The sequence below is a fragment of the Stenotrophomonas sp. 71799_Sma genome, assembly GCF_056482505.1.
Genome location: NZ_CM151202.1, coordinates 931,668 through 947,294 on the forward strand (window position 1 = coordinate 931,668; position 15,627 = coordinate 947,294).

General features: G+C 67.2%; 13 protein-coding genes. 8 read left to right on the forward strand and 5 right to left on the reverse strand.

All coding sequences use genetic code 11. From position 1 onward, the window contains the following. Nucleotides 1-10: 10 nt before the first annotated feature. Nucleotides 11-1,033 (reverse strand): L-threonine 3-dehydrogenase, encoded by a 1,023-nt coding sequence (gene tdh, locus ACZK4Z_RS04260; RefSeq protein WP_010483949.1) that lies wholly within the window; start codon nt 1,031-1,033, stop codon nt 11-13. Nucleotides 1,034-1,354: 321 nt separating this feature from the next. On the opposite strand from tdh, the gene ACZK4Z_RS04265 reads away from it, so the two are divergent. From ACZK4Z_RS04265 to ACZK4Z_RS04295, 7 genes are all read left to right on the forward strand, one after another. After that, the gene (locus tag ACZK4Z_RS04265) at nt 1,355-3,517 is read left to right on the forward strand and encodes a S46 family peptidase (RefSeq protein ID WP_125895369.1); all 2,163 of its coding nucleotides are present in this window, start codon (nt 1,355-1,357) and stop codon (nt 3,515-3,517) included. Between the two features lie 249 nt (nt 3,518-3,766). Continuing rightward, nucleotides 3,767-4,411, forward strand: a complete 645-nt coding sequence (locus tag ACZK4Z_RS04270) for a histidine phosphatase family protein (RefSeq protein ID WP_010483945.1) — start codon at nt 3,767-3,769, stop codon at nt 4,409-4,411. A 41-nt stretch (nt 4,412-4,452) separates the two neighbouring features. After that, a complete protein-coding gene (gene folC / locus ACZK4Z_RS04275) occupies nt 4,453-5,724 on the forward strand; it encodes a bifunctional tetrahydrofolate synthase/dihydrofolate synthase (RefSeq protein WP_125895368.1) in 1,272 nt (423 codons plus the stop codon). Between the two features lie 81 nt (nt 5,725-5,805). Beyond that, nucleotides 5,806-6,834 carry an SPOR domain-containing protein gene (locus ACZK4Z_RS04280; RefSeq protein ID WP_125895367.1) on the forward strand — a complete coding sequence of 343 codons (1,029 nt, stop codon included), beginning with the start codon at nt 5,806-5,808 and terminating at the stop codon, nt 6,832-6,834. A gap of 46 nt (nt 6,835-6,880) precedes the next feature. Beyond that, nucleotides 6,881-7,660, forward strand: a complete 780-nt coding sequence (locus ACZK4Z_RS04285) for a CvpA family protein (RefSeq protein ID WP_049400926.1) — start codon at nt 6,881-6,883, stop codon at nt 7,658-7,660. A 30-nt stretch (nt 7,661-7,690) separates the two neighbouring features. Continuing rightward, nucleotides 7,691-9,157, forward strand: coding sequence for an amidophosphoribosyltransferase (gene purF / locus ACZK4Z_RS04290; RefSeq protein WP_032129068.1), 1,467 nt, complete (start codon nt 7,691-7,693; stop codon nt 9,155-9,157). Between the two features lie 9 nt (nt 9,158-9,166). Continuing rightward, nucleotides 9,167-9,991 (forward strand): ferritin-like domain-containing protein, encoded by an 825-nt coding sequence (locus ACZK4Z_RS04295; protein ID WP_125895365.1) that lies wholly within the window; start codon nt 9,167-9,169, stop codon nt 9,989-9,991. A gap of 67 nt (nt 9,992-10,058) precedes the next feature. Here the strand turns inward: ACZK4Z_RS04295 and ACZK4Z_RS04300 are convergent, their stop codons facing one another. Beyond that, entirely contained in the window at nt 10,059-11,516 is a 1,458-nt protein-coding gene (locus ACZK4Z_RS04300; protein WP_125895364.1) for a DUF2235 domain-containing protein, read from the reverse strand. Nucleotides 11,517-11,741: 225 nt separating this feature from the next. On the opposite strand from ACZK4Z_RS04300, the gene ACZK4Z_RS04305 reads away from it, so the two are divergent. Continuing rightward, nucleotides 11,742-12,995: a zinc-dependent metalloprotease gene (locus ACZK4Z_RS04305; protein ID WP_032129071.1), complete on the forward strand. Its 1,254-nt coding sequence runs from the start codon at nt 11,742-11,744 to the stop codon at nt 12,993-12,995. An 87-nt stretch (nt 12,996-13,082) separates the two neighbouring features. On the opposite strand, the gene lpxH is transcribed toward ACZK4Z_RS04305, so the two are convergent. The 3 genes from lpxH to ACZK4Z_RS04320 form a co-directional block, all read right to left on the reverse strand. Then, a complete protein-coding gene (lpxH, locus tag ACZK4Z_RS04310) occupies nt 13,083-13,829 on the reverse strand; it encodes a UDP-2,3-diacylglucosamine diphosphatase (protein ID WP_125895363.1) in 747 nt (248 codons plus the stop codon). Between the two features lie 67 nt (nt 13,830-13,896). Next, nucleotides 13,897-14,436, reverse strand: a complete 540-nt coding sequence (locus ACZK4Z_RS04315) for a phosphatase PAP2 family protein (protein WP_049400923.1) — start codon at nt 14,434-14,436, stop codon at nt 13,897-13,899. Continuing rightward, nucleotides 14,417-15,562: a glycosyltransferase family 4 protein gene (locus tag ACZK4Z_RS04320; RefSeq protein ID WP_125895362.1), complete on the reverse strand. Its 1,146-nt coding sequence runs from the start codon at nt 15,560-15,562 to the stop codon at nt 14,417-14,419. The genes ACZK4Z_RS04315 and ACZK4Z_RS04320 overlap by 20 nt, the downstream gene beginning before the upstream one ends. Between the last annotated feature and the right edge of the window lie 65 nt (nt 15,563-15,627).

Below are 15,627 nucleotides of genomic sequence, written 5' to 3' on the forward strand. Positions count from 1 at the left end.
CGGCGAAGGGTCAATTCCAGCTCAATACAACCTTGCCGGCCTTGCCTTCTTCCATCAGGTCGAAGCCCTTCTGGAAGTCGTCGATCGGCAGCTGGTGGGTCATCACCTTGCCGAGCGGGAAGCCGGACAGCACCAGCTGGGTCATCTTGTACCAGGTCTCGTACATCTTGCGGCCGTAGATGCCCTGCACGGTCAGGCCCTTGAAGATGATCTTGTCCCAGTCGCAGCCGGCGCCCTTGGGCATGATCCCGAGCATGGCGATCTTGCCGCCGTGGTACATGCAGTCGAGCATGTCGTTGAACGCACGCGGGTTGCCGCTCATTTCCAGGCCCACGTCGAAGCCCTCCATGTGCAGTTCCTTCATCACGTCCTTCAGCGACTGGTTGGCCACGTTGACCACGCGGGTGGCACCCATGTCGGCGGCCAGCTTCAGGCGGAAGTCGTTGACGTCGGTCACCACCACGTTGCGTGCACCGATGTGCTTGCAGATGCCGGCGGCGATGATGCCGATCGGGCCGGCACCGGTGATCAGCACGTCTTCACCGATCACATTGAACTCCAGCGCGCAATGCGCGGCGTTGCCGTACGGATCGAAGAACGCGGCCAGCTCGGACGGAATCTGGTCCGGGATCGGCCACAGGTTGCTGGCCGGCATCACCATGTACTCGGCGAAGGCGCCGTTGACGTTGACGCCGATGCCGACGGTGTTCGGGCACAGGTGCGGGCGGCCGCCACGGCAGTTGCGGCAGTGGCCGCAGACGATGTGGCCTTCGGCCGAGACGCGCTGGCCGATTTCATAGCCGGTCACGGCCGAGCCGAGTGCGGCGACGCGACCGACGAACTCGTGGCCGATGGTCAGGCCCGGCTTGATCGTGCGCTGGCTCCACTCGTCCCACAGGTAGATGTGCAGGTCGGTGCCGCAGATCGCGGTCTTCTCGAGCTTGATCAGGACCTCGTTCGGGCCCGGGGTCGGCACCGGAACTTCTTCCAGCCAGATGCCCTTGGCCGCTTCGCGCTTGACCAGGGCCTTCATCGTTTGCTGCGCCATCGGGGTGGAACTCATCAGGGGGAAAGCGCGGATTATAGGGTGCCGCGCGGATTTCCCATGTTGCGCTGCGGGTGCAGTGGCGGAACGAAAGGCGTGTGTTGGCGGGCGTTTCGAACGTGCTGCAAACAGCGGCGCCGCTGCGCTCGCCGGGCATGGCCCGGCGCTACCGGGGAGGGTGCGCGCAAGCGGTAGCGCCGGGCCATGCCCGGCGAAGGGCATCGGTGCGCCCGGCCCATGACTTCCGGGGTTCGGGCCGGGGCAGGGCGGCGGGCTACAATCGAAGGTTCCACTACCAGGGGCCGCTCCATGCGCTCGAACCTGCTTGCATTCTCCATCGTCGCCAGCCTCGGGCTGGCCCAGGTCGCCCATGCCGCTGAAGGCATGTGGGTGCCGCAGCAGCTGCCGGAAATCGCCGGTCCGCTGCAGAAGGCCGGCCTGAAGCTGTCCCCGGAACAACTGTCCAACCTGACCGGCGACCCGATGGGCGCCGTCGTTGCCCTCGGCGGCTGCACCGCCAGCTTCGTCTCGCCGCAGGGCCTGGTGGTCACCAACCACCACTGCGCGTATGGCGCCATCCAGCTGAATTCGACCGCGCAGAAGAACCTGATCAAGGACGGCTTCAACGCGCCGACCCTGAAGGACGAACTGAGCGCCGGCCCGAACGCCCGCGTGTTCGTGCTCGACCAGATCACCGACGTCACCGCCCAGGCCAAGGCCGCCATTGCTGGCGCCGGCAACGATCCGCTGGCCCGCAGCCGCGCGCTGGACGCCTTCGACAAGGCCCAGGTCGCCGCCTGTGAAGCCGATGCCGGCTTCCGCTGCCGCCTGTACAGCTTCTCCGGCGGCAACACCTACCGCCTGTTCCGCAACATGGAAATCAAGGACGTGCGCCTGGTCTACGCGCCCCCGGGCAGCGTCGGCAAGTTCGGCGGCGACGTCGACAACTGGATGTGGCCGCGCCACACCGGCGACTTCTCGTTCTACCGGGCCTATGTGGGCAAGGACGGCAAGCCGGCCGCCTTCGCCGCCGACAACGTGCCGTACCAGCCCAAGCACTTCCTGAAGTTCGCCGACCAGCCGCTGGGCGCAGACGACTTCGTGATGGTGGCCGGCTACCCGGGCCGCACCAACCGCTATGCACTGGCCGGTGAGTTCAACGAAACCGCCAGCTTCACCTACCCGACCATCGCCAAGCACTACAACGCAGTGCTGAAAATGATCGCCGACGCCGGCAAGGCCGACGCCGACGTCAAGGTGAAGTACGCAGCGACCGCCGCCAGCATGAACAACGTGGCCAAGAACTACCTGGGCCAGCTGGAAGGCTTCAAGCGCATCGACGCCGCCGGACAGAAGCAGGCTGAAGAAGCCGCCGTGCTGGCCTGGCTGAAGAAGCAGGGTGCTGCCGGCAAGCCGGCCCTGGCCGCCCACGCGCAGCTGCTCAAGCATCTGGATACCAGCAAGTCGACCCGCGAACGCGACCTGTTCGTCGGCCAGTTCAACAACACCTCGGCCGTTGGCGCAGCGATCACCCTGTACCGCCTGTCGATCGAACGCAGCAAGCCGGATGCCGAGCGCGAAGCCGGTTACCAGGAACGCGACCTGACCACCATTGAAGGTGGCCTGAAGCAGATGGACCGTCGCTACGTGGCAAAGATGGACCAGCAGCTGCAGACCTACTGGCTGGACCAGTACGTGGCCCTGCCGGCCGCGCAGCGCGACAACGAAGTGCTGAACAAGTGGCTGGCCGGCAGCGATGCCGCTGCGGTCAAGTCGCTGGTGAACAAGCTGGGCGGCACCGAGCTGGGCAGCCTGGACAATCGCCTGAAGTGGTTCAAGGCCGACCGTGCCGCGTTTGAAGCCAGCAGCGATCCGGCCATCCAGTACGCCGTGGCCGTCATGCCGGCACTGCTGAAGCAGGAAGAGCAGAAGAAGATCCGCGAAGGCGAATCACTGACCGCCCGCCCGCTGTACCTGCAGGCCGTGGCCGACTACAAGAAGAGCCAGGGCGAGTTCGTCTATCCGGATGCCAACCTGTCGCTGCGCATCACCTTCGGCAACGTCATGGGCTATGGCAAGGACGGCGTGAAGTACACCCCGTTCACCACCCTGGAAGGCGTGGCGGCGAAGGAAACCGGTGAAGATCCGTTCGATTCGCCGAAGGCGCTGCTCGATGCGGTCAAGGCCAAGCGTTACGGCGGCCTGGAAGACAAGCGCATTGGTTCGGTGCCGGTGAACTTCCTGTCCAACCTGGACATCACCGGCGGCAACTCCGGTTCGCCGGTGCTGGATGCCAACGGCAAGCTGGTCGGCCTGGCCTTCGATGGCAACTGGGAATCGGTCAGCTCCAACTGGGTGTTCGACCCGGTGATGACCCGCATGATCGCCGTCGACAGCCGCTACATGCAGTGGATCATGCAGGAAGTGGCGCCGGCGCCGCAGCTGCTGAAGGAACTGAACCTGGTCAAGTAAGGTTCGCGGTTCGGGGCGGTCCATCCACGCATGGCGTGGATCTACTGCCTGTACCGAGGGTAGTGCCGGCCGCTGGCCGGCAACCTCGACCAGATAGCCGGAGTTTCCGAAACCCCGCGACCCACGTCGCGGGGTTTTTTCATGCCCGGCCCGGCCCGGTGCGCCGAACAGGTATCATCCCTGTTCCGCGCACTTCACAGGATGTGAACGAAACGCGGAAACCTCCTCCCCCCAGGACCCCTTGCACGCATGCGCATCCTGCTTGCCCGCCACGGCGAAACGCCGTGGAACGCCGAAGGCCGCTACCAGGGCCAGATCGATATTCCGCTTTCGCCGATCGGTGAAGCCCAGGCCCAGGCACTGGGTGCCCGCCTGGCCTCGGTGGACATCACCCGTGCGGTGGCCTCGCCGCTGTCACGCGCGCAGCGCACCGCGCAGCTGGCGCTTGGCGCCGCCCGTGCCGACATGCTGCTGACCGAGCCGGAGCTGCAGGAAATCGCCCACGGTGAGTGGGAAGGCCTGCTTGCCAGCGAGATCAACGAAAAGGATCCGTCGCGCCTGCAGGCCTGGCGCGAGGAGCCCGATACCGTGCTGATGCCCGGCGGCGAATCGCTGCGGCTGGTGCTGGAGCGCAGCTGGCGTGGCCTGGCCCGTGCCACCGAAGGCCTCGGCGAGCACGACACCCTGCTGGTGGTTGCCCATGACGCGGTCAACCGCGTGATCCTGTGCAAGGTGCTGGGCCTGCCGATTTCCCGCCTGTGGACCTTCCGCCAGGCACCGACCACGCTCAACCTGCTCGAAGGCGCCGACCTGGACAGCCTGGAAGTGGTGCGCCTGAACGACTGCGCCCACCACACGCCGTTCTTCGGCGAAGCCAAGCACCGCGCACTCTGATCCGCCACACCGAACCACCTGTACCTGCTGGAAGCACTGCCGTGACGAACACCCCGACCACCCTGGCCGATTGGCTGGATTACATTGAACGCCAGCACCCGGCGACCATCGACATGGGCCTGGAGCGCGTGCGCGCCGTGGCCACGGCGATGGGTCTTGGCGCGCCGGCCGGGCGCACCATCGTGGTCGGTGGCACCAACGGCAAAGGCTCCACCGTGGCCTTCATCGAGGCCATCGGCCGTGCTGCCGGTTGGAAGGTGGGTGCCTACACCTCGCCGCACCTGCTGCGCTACAACGAACGTGTGCGCATCGATGGCCAGGATGTCGACGATGCGGCGCTGGTTGCTGCGTTCAATGCCGTCGAAGCGGCACGCGGCGACACCACGCTGACCTATTTCGAGTACGGCACGCTCGCTGCTTTGCAGCTGTTCGCCGACGCCGGGCTGGACCTGGCGGTGCTGGAAGTGGGCCTGGGCGGCCGCCTGGATGCGGTCAACATCGTCGACGCCGACGTGGCAGTGATCACCACCGTGGACATCGACCATGCCGAGTGGCTGGGCGAGGACCGCGAAGCGATCGGTACCGAGAAGGCCGGCATCATCCGCGGCTGGAAGCCGGTGATCCTGGGCGAGACCGATCCGCCGTCCAGCGTGCTGGCGCGTGCCTATCTGGTCGGTGCCAACGCGATCCGCGGCGGCAGCGATTACTTCTACGAGCCGATCGACGCCCAGCGCTGGCGCTGGCGCGACGTCGGCCTGCGCATGGAGCTGCCGACCCCGGCGCTGGCCGGCCCGATCCAGTTGGCCAATGCCGGTGCTGCCATCGCCGCCCTGCGCGCGCTGGACAAGCCGGTGCCGCGTGCGGCGTGGGCCGCGGGTATCGCAGCAGCGCGAATCTCCGGCCGCATGCAGGCATTCGAGCGCGACGGCGTGCAGATCCGCGTGGACGTGGGCCACAACCCACAGGCGGCGGGCCAGCTGGCGCGTGCGCTGAAGGCCGAAGTGTCAGCCGGCCGCACCCTGGCGGTGTACGCCGCGTTGCAGGACAAGGACGCGGCGGGTGTGGTGCAGGCTCTGCAGGACGTGGTGGGCGAGTGGACCCTGGCCGGGCTGGACGGTCCGCGTGGGCAGAGCGCCGCTCAGCTGCAGGCACGCCTGAGCGGTACGGTGGCGGCCAAGGCACCGCTGGCCGATAGCGTCGAACAGGCGCTGGCGCAGGTGCTGGCCCAGGCTGAGCGGGGTGACCGGGTGTTGGTGTTCGGCTCCTTCCATACCGCCGCTGCGGCCCTGCAGTGGCTGCAGGGCGACGCCTGATCCGCGTTCAGCCAACGCCGACGCCGGCCGGTCCGGCACCCGTATAATCGACGGCAATCTCCGGACAGTTGCCTGCCTCACGTGGATACGCCTCTGAAACAGCGTCTGATTGGTGCCATCGTGCTGGTGGCACTGGCCGTGATTTTCCTGCCGATGCTGGTCAAGGGACCCGCACCCGACAGCGGTGTCGCCAATGTGCCGATCGCCGCGCCGGATGCGCCGGCCGATGGCCAGTTCGAAACCCGTGAGCTGCCGCTGGTCGCCCCGGCCGGTGGTGCCACCGGCCTGCAGACCGGGCAGGCCAAGCCGCTGCAGGAGGCTGCCACGCCGGCTACGCCGCCGACCGTGGACACCTCGCCGGCAGTCGCCGCCGGCAACTATGCGGTCACCTTCGGTGCCTACGGCAGCAAGGCCGACGCCGATGCGGTGATCGCCTACCTGAAGCGCTCGCAGCTGCCGGGCTTCGCTGAAACGGCCACCATCAACGGCCGCCAGGCATGGCGCGTGCGCGTTGGACCTTACGCCGACCGTGCCCAGGCCGAAGCGGCCCGCCTGCAGGCGGTGAAGATCCGTGCGGATGTGAAGGCCGAAGTGATCACCCTGGACGCGGCGGCCGGCAGCAGTACTCCGGTTGCGGCCGCCCCGGCACCGGCTGCGCCGAGCGCCAGCACCCCGTCCGCAGCTGTTGCGCCCTCGGCCAGCGGCAACCCGGTCCGCAGCGAAAGCCTGCCGCCGAGCACGCCAACGGCGACCGCGCCGCCGGCCGCCAAGCCGGAACCGCCGAAGCCGGCGCCGAAGCCCGAACCGAAGCCGGAGGCCACCGCCAGCAAGCCGGCGACGGCGCCGACCACACCGGCAGCACCAGCTGCCAGCGGCGTCGGCTTTGCCGTGCAGCTGGGCGCGTTCGGTCAGGCCAACGATGCCAATGCCCTGCGCGACAAGGTTCGTGCCGCTGGTTTCAGCGCTTTCGTCGAGCAGGTGCGCACGGACAAGGGAACCCTGCATCGCGTCCGCGTCGGGCCGGTGGCCAACCGCGCTGACGCCGAGCAGCTGAAGGCGCAGGTCGCCGCCAAGGTCGGCGTGGCCGGCATGGTCCGACCGCACCCATGACCCACGCGCAGCCCCGTTGCCAGCGCCGCCGAAGGAGCGGGGCGCCATGATCGACGTGGTGCTGCTGATCGTGATCGCCGCCTCGACCCTGCTGGGGATGCTGCGCGGCTTCGTCGGAATCGTCATCGGCACCCTGTCGTGGCTGCTGGCCGCGTGGGCGGCCTTCGCCTTCGGTAATGACGCGGCCCACTGGTGGGCCGCGCCGGCGGCCCCCGGAGGCGAGCACTTCGTCGGTGGCTACCTGGGGGTCGGCATCGGCGTGATGATCGTGGTCGCGGTGATCGGCATGGTCATCAAGGCCCTGGTCCACCGCAGCATGCTGACCAGCCTGGACCGCCTGCTGGGCGGGGTGCTGGGCGCGGTGCGAGGCGGCCTGATCGCCGCGGTCCTGCTGCTGCTGGGCAGCTTCACCCCGCTGACCGCCGAACCCTCCTGGCAGCGCTCGGCGGTGCGTCCGTTGCTGAACCCGACCGTGGCCTGGATGAACAGCAAACTGCCGCACTGGGAGGTTCCCGGGGCCGATCTGCTGCCCAAGGCCTTGCCGACCGACGCGCTGTCCCCATCTGCATTGATGGAGTTGGGCAAGAACGCAGGCGCCGGGTTGGGAAAGCCGGGCGCGGCAGGCGATAATGGCATCCTCAACCAGGTAGTGGCAGGCAGCGGATGGCTGCGGCCTGCGAAAGCGGAACAGGGCGATTCCTACGATCCGGCCGAAGTGCGCCCGGACGCTCCTGCACTGCCGGACAGTATCGAGCCGGGCGATCCGGCCAACGTCGACCGCGCGCGCGGCGACCACCGCGGCCAGGTACGGCCACCTTCCTTGTAACTGGGCACAGCCCAGCGGAGACCTCGCACCATGTGTGGCATCGTCGGAATCGTCGGCAACCAGAACGTCGCCGGGCAGTTGTATGACGGCTTGACCGTTCTCCAGCACCGTGGCCAGGATGCGGCGGGCATCGCCACCGCCAGCGGCAGCCGCCTGCGCGTGCAGAAGGCCACCGGCCTGGTCCGCGATGTGTTCGATGCCCGCACCATGTCCACCCTGGAAGGCAGCGTCGGCATCGCCCATGTGCGCTACCCGACCGCCGGTTCGGAAGGCATGGACGAGGCACAGCCGTTCTACGTCAATTCGCCGTACGGCATCGCGCTGGCCCACAACGGCAACCTGATCAACACCGAAGCGCTGCGCCAGCAGGTGTTCGAACAGGACCGCCGCAACGTCAACACCGATTCGGACAGCGAAGTGCTGCTGAACGTGTTCGCCTATGAACTGGAGCAGCAGCGCCAGCTCAGCCCGGAAGCCGCGATCCGCGCGGTGGCCGGCGTGCACCGCCGCTGCAAGGGTGGCTATGCGGTGGTCAGCGTGGTGCTGGGCCTGGGCCTGGTCGCCTTCCGCGATCCGCATGGCATCCGGCCGCTGGTACTGGGCAAGCGCAGCCACGCCGAAGGTGACGAGTACATCGTCGCCTCCGAGTCGGCCGCGCTGGACGTGCTGGGCTTCCAGCGCGTGCGCGACGTGCAGCCGGGCGAAGCGCTGGTGATCACCGCGCGTGGCGAGCTGTTCTCGGAAATCTGCGCCGAGCCGGCCGAGCACACCCCGTGCATCTTCGAATACGTGTACTTCGCGCGCCCGGATTCGATGATCGACAACGTCTCGGTGCACAAGGCGCGCATGCGCATGGGCATCAAGCTGGGCGAGAAGATCCTGCGCCTGCGCCCGGACCACGACATCGACACCATCATCCCGATCCCGGATACCTCGCGCGATGCCGCGCTGGAGATCTCCAACGTGCTCGGGGTGAAGTACCGCGAAGGCTTCATCAAGAACCGCTACATCGGCCGCACCTTCATCATGCCGGGCCAGGGCGAACGCGTGAAGTCGGTGCGCCGCAAGCTCAACCCGATCCACCTGGAGTTCCGCAACCGCGTGGTGCTGCTGGTGGACGACTCGATCGTGCGCGGCACCACCAGCCAGCAGATCGTGCAGATGGCCCGTGATGCGGGCGCGCGCAAGGTGTACCTGGCCAGCGCGGCACCGCCGGTGCGCTACCCGAACATCTACGGCATCGACATGCCGGCGGCCGAAGAGCTGGTCGCGCACAACCGCACCGTGGAAGAGATCGAGGCCCACCTGGGCTGCGACTGGCTGATCTACCAGGACCTGGAAGACATGGAAGCGGCGGTGAGCGAGGGCAACCCGGCGCTGCGCAACTTCGATTCGTCCTGCTTCAACGGCCACTACCCGACGGGTATCGAGCCGGGCTACTTCGAGCGCATCCAGCAGCTGCGTTCGGACGACGCCAAGCACAAGCGCCGCGCCTGAGGTCCAGGCGTGGTCGATGTACCCGACGTTGGTGGCGACCTGCTGCGCGCTGCGCAGCAGTGCCTGGCCGAAGCCGACCCGCTGCGCAAGGTGGCGCTGACCCAGGCCTATGCCGCCGCGTTCCGTGCTGGCCGCCTGAAGGTGGAGGCCGATGCACCGCCGCCGGAGCCGATCCGCATGCCCGGCCGGCCGGCGCAGCTGGTGCTGGTGCATCCGCGTGAAGTGCCGCGGCGTGGACTGGGCGGTGTGGAAGGGCGTGCCGCCTTCATCCACGCCATCGCCCATATCGAACTCAACGCGATCGACCTGGCCTGGGATGCGGTATACCGCTTCCGTGGCCTGCCGCCGGCGTTCCATGCCGACTGGGTCAGCTGTGCCGACGACGAATCGCGGCACTTCATGCTGCTGCGCGAACGCCTGCAGGTGCATGGCCACGACTATGCCGATTTCCCAGCGCACAACGGCCTGTGGGAAATGTGCGAAAAGACCGCCCATGACGGCCTGGCACGCATGGCACTGGTGCCGCGCGTGCTGGAAGCGCGCGGCCTGGACGTGACACCGGGCATGATCGAGAAGCTGCGCAATGTCGGCGATGGCGAAACCGCCGATGTGCTGGAAGTGATCCTGCGCGAGGAAGTGGCGCACGTCGCTGCCGGTTCGCGCTGGTACCGCTGGTACTGCGACCGCGCCGGTGTCGAGCCGCGTGCGCGCTTCAAGGAACTGCTGGTGGAGTACGCCGGCGGCTACCTGCATGGGCCATTCAACATCGAAGCGCGCCTGCTGGCCGGGTTCGATGCGGATGAGTTGGCCAACCTGATTGAACAGGCCGGTTGAAGAAAAGGGGACGGAGGGGATTAAGTCGTTTGTGGCACAAACGACTTAATCCCCTCCGTCCCTTTTTTCATGCGTTCGGCAACACCACGCGCTTGCCATCCACCGTTGGCCGGTTGATGTAGAACAGGCCGGGACCCGGCCGGTACGGCAGTTCGCTGACGCCGGCATCGGCGGCGTAGGTCAGTGCGGTGTCGCCCAGTGCATCGAAGTTCCAGTGCGCCGACTGCATCAGGTAACGCCGTCGCAGCAGCGCCTCCTGTGTCTGCGTCAGCGGCTGTCCGGCCACCAGTCGGCGTGCAATCGGCTGCAGGGCGGACGGCAGCTCCCAGCCGGGAACTCCAGCGGCATTGGCGGTCCATTGCACGCCAGCATCGATGGCCTGCTGCTGCATCACCTGCAGTGCGATCAGCTGGTAACGCCAGTCGATGCGCCGACGCAGCACCACCGCGGCGGTCACATACAGCACCGGCGACAACAGCACGCTGCGGCTGCCGGCGCGACGCTGCTGCTGCCACTGGTGCCAGACATCCACCCAGATCTCCTTTTCACCCACGCCCAGCTGCTGCCGCCAGCGTTCGGCGTCGGCCTGCGTTTCGGCGTAGGCCGTGGTGGCCTGCAGCAACGCCAGTGGAGGGACCTGGTAGTCGGAAACCGCTGGGCGACGCAGCTGCTGCCGGCGCGGACGGCTGAGCAGCTTGGGCCCTTCTTCCAGCTGGTTGTAGCCACCGCCGATGTTGGCGTGCACGCCGGGCAGGGCGATCTCGGTGAACGTTGGCGCGACGCTGGTCAATGGATAGTGTTGGCGATGCTCGTCACGCGCGGCCAGTTGCACGACGTGTGCCGCGATGCCACTGCGCAGGGCGAGCTGCGGGTGTTCATCGGCGCGGCCACCATTGACTGCAACCACGGTGTCGAACAGTCCGATGAAGCGCAGCACCGGCGTGACGGCGGCGAAGTCCGCAGCGCAGGGCAGGCCGGCGCCCTGCAGCAGCTGGCGCCAGCGCGCGCTGTCCCAGGCCTGCAGCTGGTTTGCGATATCACGTGCCGCGGCAGCACCGCGCGAATAGCCGAACAGATCCAGCTGCACGCCACGCAGCGGTCGCTGCCAGCGCGCGGACAGCTCGGCCAGTGCCGCCGGCAGCAGCACCTGCAGCGCGCGCTGCACTTTCGCGCGAACGCCACTGGCACCGATGCCGAAGGCCAGTCCGATCAGATCGTCATCGGCATCATCGCGGGTCCCCACGCCCTCGACATAGATCGACAGCGAAGGCGCGGCCATCGCATCGCGGCGGCTGTCCGGATACAGCTGCTGCAGGCGCGCGATGTTGGTCAGGCCGTTGTCGTAGCTGCTGGTCAGCCGGCTCTGGTAGGTCGAATCATCATCCGCGCGCAGCTGCGCCGGGCGTGGCTGCGGAACCTGTGGGCGACCGCGTGCCAGGTTGTGTGCGTTGTTGCGGGTGCCATCGAAGAACAGGCCGATCCGCAGCAAGCCGACATCTTCGTCCGTGTCCTGCGATGGTGCCATGTGCATTCCCCGTCGTGGCTGCGTCACGGTAGCGCGAAAGCGGTGTATTGGCGAAGTGTAGTGACGCTTTTGACCTTACTTAACGCAGATGCGGTCGATCACAGTTCCTGATTTTCATTCCCATCTTCTATTGAATTCACATGACCCGCGCAGGCCAGATGGCCAGACCCGGTAGACCCGGGCGTGCTGCATCAACGCTGTTCACATCATTCAAGGAGCGACGCAATGTTGTCCAGATCGATTGGCAAAGCGGCAGGTGGCCTGGTGTTGGGTTTGTCGGTGGCAGCGGCCGCGCATGCGGCACCGTTGTTCGAGCCGGTGACGGTCATCAGCCGCGCATCGGCAAACAGTGAGCCCGCGCTGGGCAAGCTGCTGGCCACCCCGTCCACCGCGACGGTACAGGAAGTGCGTGTCGACGCTGCTGCCACTGCGCAGCCGCAGCTGGAGTTCGAACTGCTTGGCCAGCGCGTGCAGGCGGTGCGCAGCAAGGTGGAAGCCCTGCCCGATGGCGGCAGCATCTGGTACGGCCAGTTGCGCTCGCCGTCCGATCGGCTGACTGCCGCCACTTCGAATGGCCAGGATGATCCTGGTAATTCAGTGATCCTGGTGCGTTCGGGCAACACCCTCACCGGTTCGATCCGCAAGGACGGCAAGTTGTATCGCCTGCGCCCACTGGGCAACCGGCATGTACTGGTGGAAGTGGATGAATCGCGGATGCCGGCCGACCATCCGGCCGACTACAACCAGCTGCCGAAAATCCCGATGGGCAACAATGACCGCATCGGCATCGCGCAGGCCTCGTCCGGTACCCCGGCCACCATCCGCGTGCTGGTGGTGGCAACCAATGCAGCGGTAACGGCCTATGGCGGCAACATGCAGTCGCTGGTGCAGCTGGCGGTGGCCGAATCCAACCAGGGCTACGTCAACAGCAACGTGGGCATCACCCTGCAGCTGGCCGGCTATGAAACCACCAGCTACACCGAATCCGGCAACTTCACCACCGACCTGACCCGCTTCCGCAACACCAGCGACGGCTACATGGACAGCATCCACACCAGCCGCAACAACACTGCGGCCGATGTCGGCGTGCTGCTGATCAACAACACGAGCTACTGCGGGTTGGCCTCGGGCATCGGTTCGACGGCATCGACGGCGTTCGCGGCGGTGTACTGGGATTGCGCGACCGGCTATTACTCCTTCGCGCATGAGATCGGCCACCTGCAGAGTGCGCGGCACGATATCGCCAGTGATCCCAGCACGTCGCCCTATGCCTATGGGCACGGCTATCGCTACGAGCCGTCCTCCGGTTCGCGCTGGCGCACGATCATGGCTTATGACTGCTCGGCCGGCTGCCCGCGCCTGAACTACTGGTCCAACCCGAACATCAACTACAACGGCATCCCGATGGGCAATGCCAGCACCGCCGACAACCAGCGCGTGCTGGTCAATACCAAGGCCACCATCGCGGCCTTCCGCTGAGGCCAACCGCCGACCGAGGTCGGCGTCTACCCGGGTGCGTTCACCTGCCCTGGTAGATGCCAACCTTGGTTGGCACCCCGCGATCCATCATTCGCGCGCCAGCGTATCCAGCGACCAGCCGCCGGCATCCACGCGCAGCACCGATCCCTGTTCGTACCAGTCACCCAGCACGATGCGGTTGCAGGCGCGGCCACCGGCCTGCAGCGTGTGCACCGCCGGGCGATGGGTGTGGCCGTGGATCATGGTGTCCACGCCATGGCGCACGAAGGTGGCATCGACTTCGGCGGGTGACACGTCGGTTACCGACTCGAACTGCGCACGATCATCCTGCTTCATTTCCGACTGGCGGGCCTGGCTGGTTTCCCGGGCCTTCTGCGCGAAGGCGATGCGTGCGGCCAGCGGCTGCGACAGGAACTGCGCTTGGAACACCGGGTCGCGCGTCTGTGCACGGAACTGCTGGTAGGGGATGTCGTCCGTGCACAGCAGGTCGCCGTGCTGCAGCAGCACCGGGCGGCCGTACAGCTCGATCACGCACGGGTCGGGCAGGATGCGCAGGCCGGCACGGCGCGCATAGTCTTCGCCGAGCAGGAAGTCGCGGTTGCCGCGGATGAAGTATGCAGGCACGCCGCTGTCGGTCAGCACCTTCAACGCATCGGCCACCGCATCGGCGGCGGGCGAGGGGGTGTCGTCGCCGATCCAGGCTTCGAACAGGTCGCCGAGGATGTACAGCGCATCGGCGCCGGGCGCCTGCTCGCGCAGGAAGCGCAGGAACAGGTCGGTGATCTCCGGACGGCTGGGGTCCAGGTGCAGGTCGGAAATGAACAACGTGGTCATGCAGGCATTCTAGGGCATCCACCGCCGGGCATGGCCCGGCGCTACCGAAGGGATCTGACCCCGGGGGCTACACCGGCAGCGGCAACCAAGCCAGGCTGGCCGATGCCAGCAGGATGGCAATGCCGGTGGCGGCCAGTACATCGGACGGGTAGTGCAGGCCCAGCACCACCCGCGACAGCGCGACGCCGAAGGTGAACGGCACCAGCAGCGGCGCCAGCCACGGGTAGTAGGCCAGCGCGACGATGGTGAACGACACTGCGTGCAGGGTGTGCCCGGAGGGGAAGCTGAACTCGTCCAGCGGCGCCACCCAGGCACGGATGCGCAGATCGGCCGCATACGGGCGGGGACGCCGGGTCCAGCGCTTGAGGCCTTTGTAGAGCAGCAGTGCGGCCAGGCCGGTGGCGGCCATGTGCACCGATGCACGCAGTCCGTCGAAGCCGTCCAGCGCCACCAGCGCGCCCATCAGTACGTACCAGAACACGCCATCGCCGAGCCGGCTGATGACCGAGAACAGGCGACGCACGCGGCGACGCCGGCAGTAGTGGTTGGCCCGGCGGCAGAGCCGCGCCTCGCGGCCAGCCAGCAGCTCAAGCGGCGTGGTGCGCATGGCCGCTCCTCCGCGACTGGGCCAGCTCGGCCAGCAGGGCATCGAATTCGGCAACCACCTGCTGTGGATGCAGGCGCTTCATCGCACGCGCGGCGCTGCTGCCGAATTCGCGGCGCCGTGCATCATCGGCGGCCAGCTGCACCGCTGCCTCGATGAACTGCTCATCGTTTTCCACGGCCGCACCGTTCTCGCCATCACGCAGGTATTCGCGGGCCGCACCGTAGTCGAAAGCGACGGTGGCCAGGCCGCTGGCCATGCTTTCCAGGGTCACGTTGCCAAAGGTCTCGCTGCGGCTGGGGAACAGGAACAGGTCACCGCTTGCGAAATGCCGTGCCAGGGATTCGCCGCGCTGGATGCCGCAGAAAATGAAATCGGGGTTTTCATGTGCCAGTTTTTCGCGGGCCGGACCATCACCCACCCAGACGAAGCGGGCTTTGGGCCGGATCTGCTGCAGGCGGCGGAAGGCTCTCACCGCCAGGCCAAGGTTTTTTTCCGCAGCGATGCGGCCGACATGGATCGCGACCAGGCCGTTGCCGTCCACGCCCCATTCCTCGCGCAGCGCCGGGTCGCGCCGGCCCGGATCGAACTGCTGGCTGTCGACCGCGCGTGCCAGCAGGCGCACGCGTTCGAAGCCCTGTTCACCGAGGAACTGCTGCAGCTCGCGGGTGGGCACCAGGGTTGCATCGGCCTGGTTGTGGAACCGGCGCATCCAGCGCATCGCGGCAGCCTGCAGCCAGGCCACGCCGTAGTCGGGCAGGTACTCGTCGAAGCGGGTATGGAAACCACTGGCGACCGGAATGCCAAGGCGGCGCGCGGTGCGCAGCGCCGACCAGCCCAGCGGGCCTTCGGTGGCGATGTAGACCGCATCGGGACGCTGCTGCTGCCAGTGACGGTTGAGCCGGATCGGTGCAGGCAGGCCGAAGCGCAGGCCGGGGTAGCGCGGCAGTGCGGCGCCCGGCACCAGCAGCGTGCCCGGTGCCGAGTCCAGTGCTTCGCTGGTCTGGCGTGGCCGGATCAGGTCGATGTCATGGCCGGAATTGCGCAGTCCCTGCTCCAGGCCCTGCACGGTGAGGGCAACGCCGTTCACTTCCGGCGGGTAGGTCTCGGTGACGATGGCATAGCGCATGGCGGGCCTCCGGGTTTCCGGCATGCTCGGGCCTGGCGATGTAGCCGATATGACCGCTTTGCGAC

Excerpts from the sequence above, each read along its gene's own strand:
- ACZK4Z_RS04265 (WP_125895369.1), top strand. The coding sequence starts at position 1,355 with ATGCGCTCGAACCTGCTTGCATTCTCCATCGTCGCCAGCCTCGGGCTG.
- ACZK4Z_RS04285 (WP_049400926.1), top strand. The coding sequence starts at position 6,881 with ATGATCGACGTGGTGCTGCTGATCGTGATCGCCGCCTCGACCCTGCTG.
- ACZK4Z_RS04315 (WP_049400923.1), bottom strand. The coding sequence starts at position 14,436 with ATGCGCACCACGCCGCTTGAGCTGCTGGCTGGCCGCGAGGCGCGGCTC.
- ACZK4Z_RS04270 (WP_010483945.1), top strand. The coding sequence starts at position 3,767 with ATGCGCATCCTGCTTGCCCGCCACGGCGAAACGCCGTGGAACGCCGAA.
- lpxH (WP_125895363.1), bottom strand. The coding sequence starts at position 13,829 with ATGACCACGTTGTTCATTTCCGACCTGCACCTGGACCCCAGCCGTCCG.
- ACZK4Z_RS04305 (WP_032129071.1), top strand. The coding sequence starts at position 11,742 with ATGTTGTCCAGATCGATTGGCAAAGCGGCAGGTGGCCTGGTGTTGGGT.
- ACZK4Z_RS04300 (WP_125895364.1), bottom strand. The coding sequence starts at position 11,516 with ATGGCACCATCGCAGGACACGGACGAAGATGTCGGCTTGCTGCGGATC.
- tdh (WP_010483949.1), bottom strand. The coding sequence starts at position 1,033 with ATGAAGGCCCTGGTCAAGCGCGAAGCGGCCAAGGGCATCTGGCTGGAA.
- purF (WP_032129068.1), top strand. The coding sequence starts at position 7,691 with ATGTGTGGCATCGTCGGAATCGTCGGCAACCAGAACGTCGCCGGGCAG.
- ACZK4Z_RS04320 (WP_125895362.1), bottom strand. The coding sequence starts at position 15,562 with ATGCGCTATGCCATCGTCACCGAGACCTACCCGCCGGAAGTGAACGGC.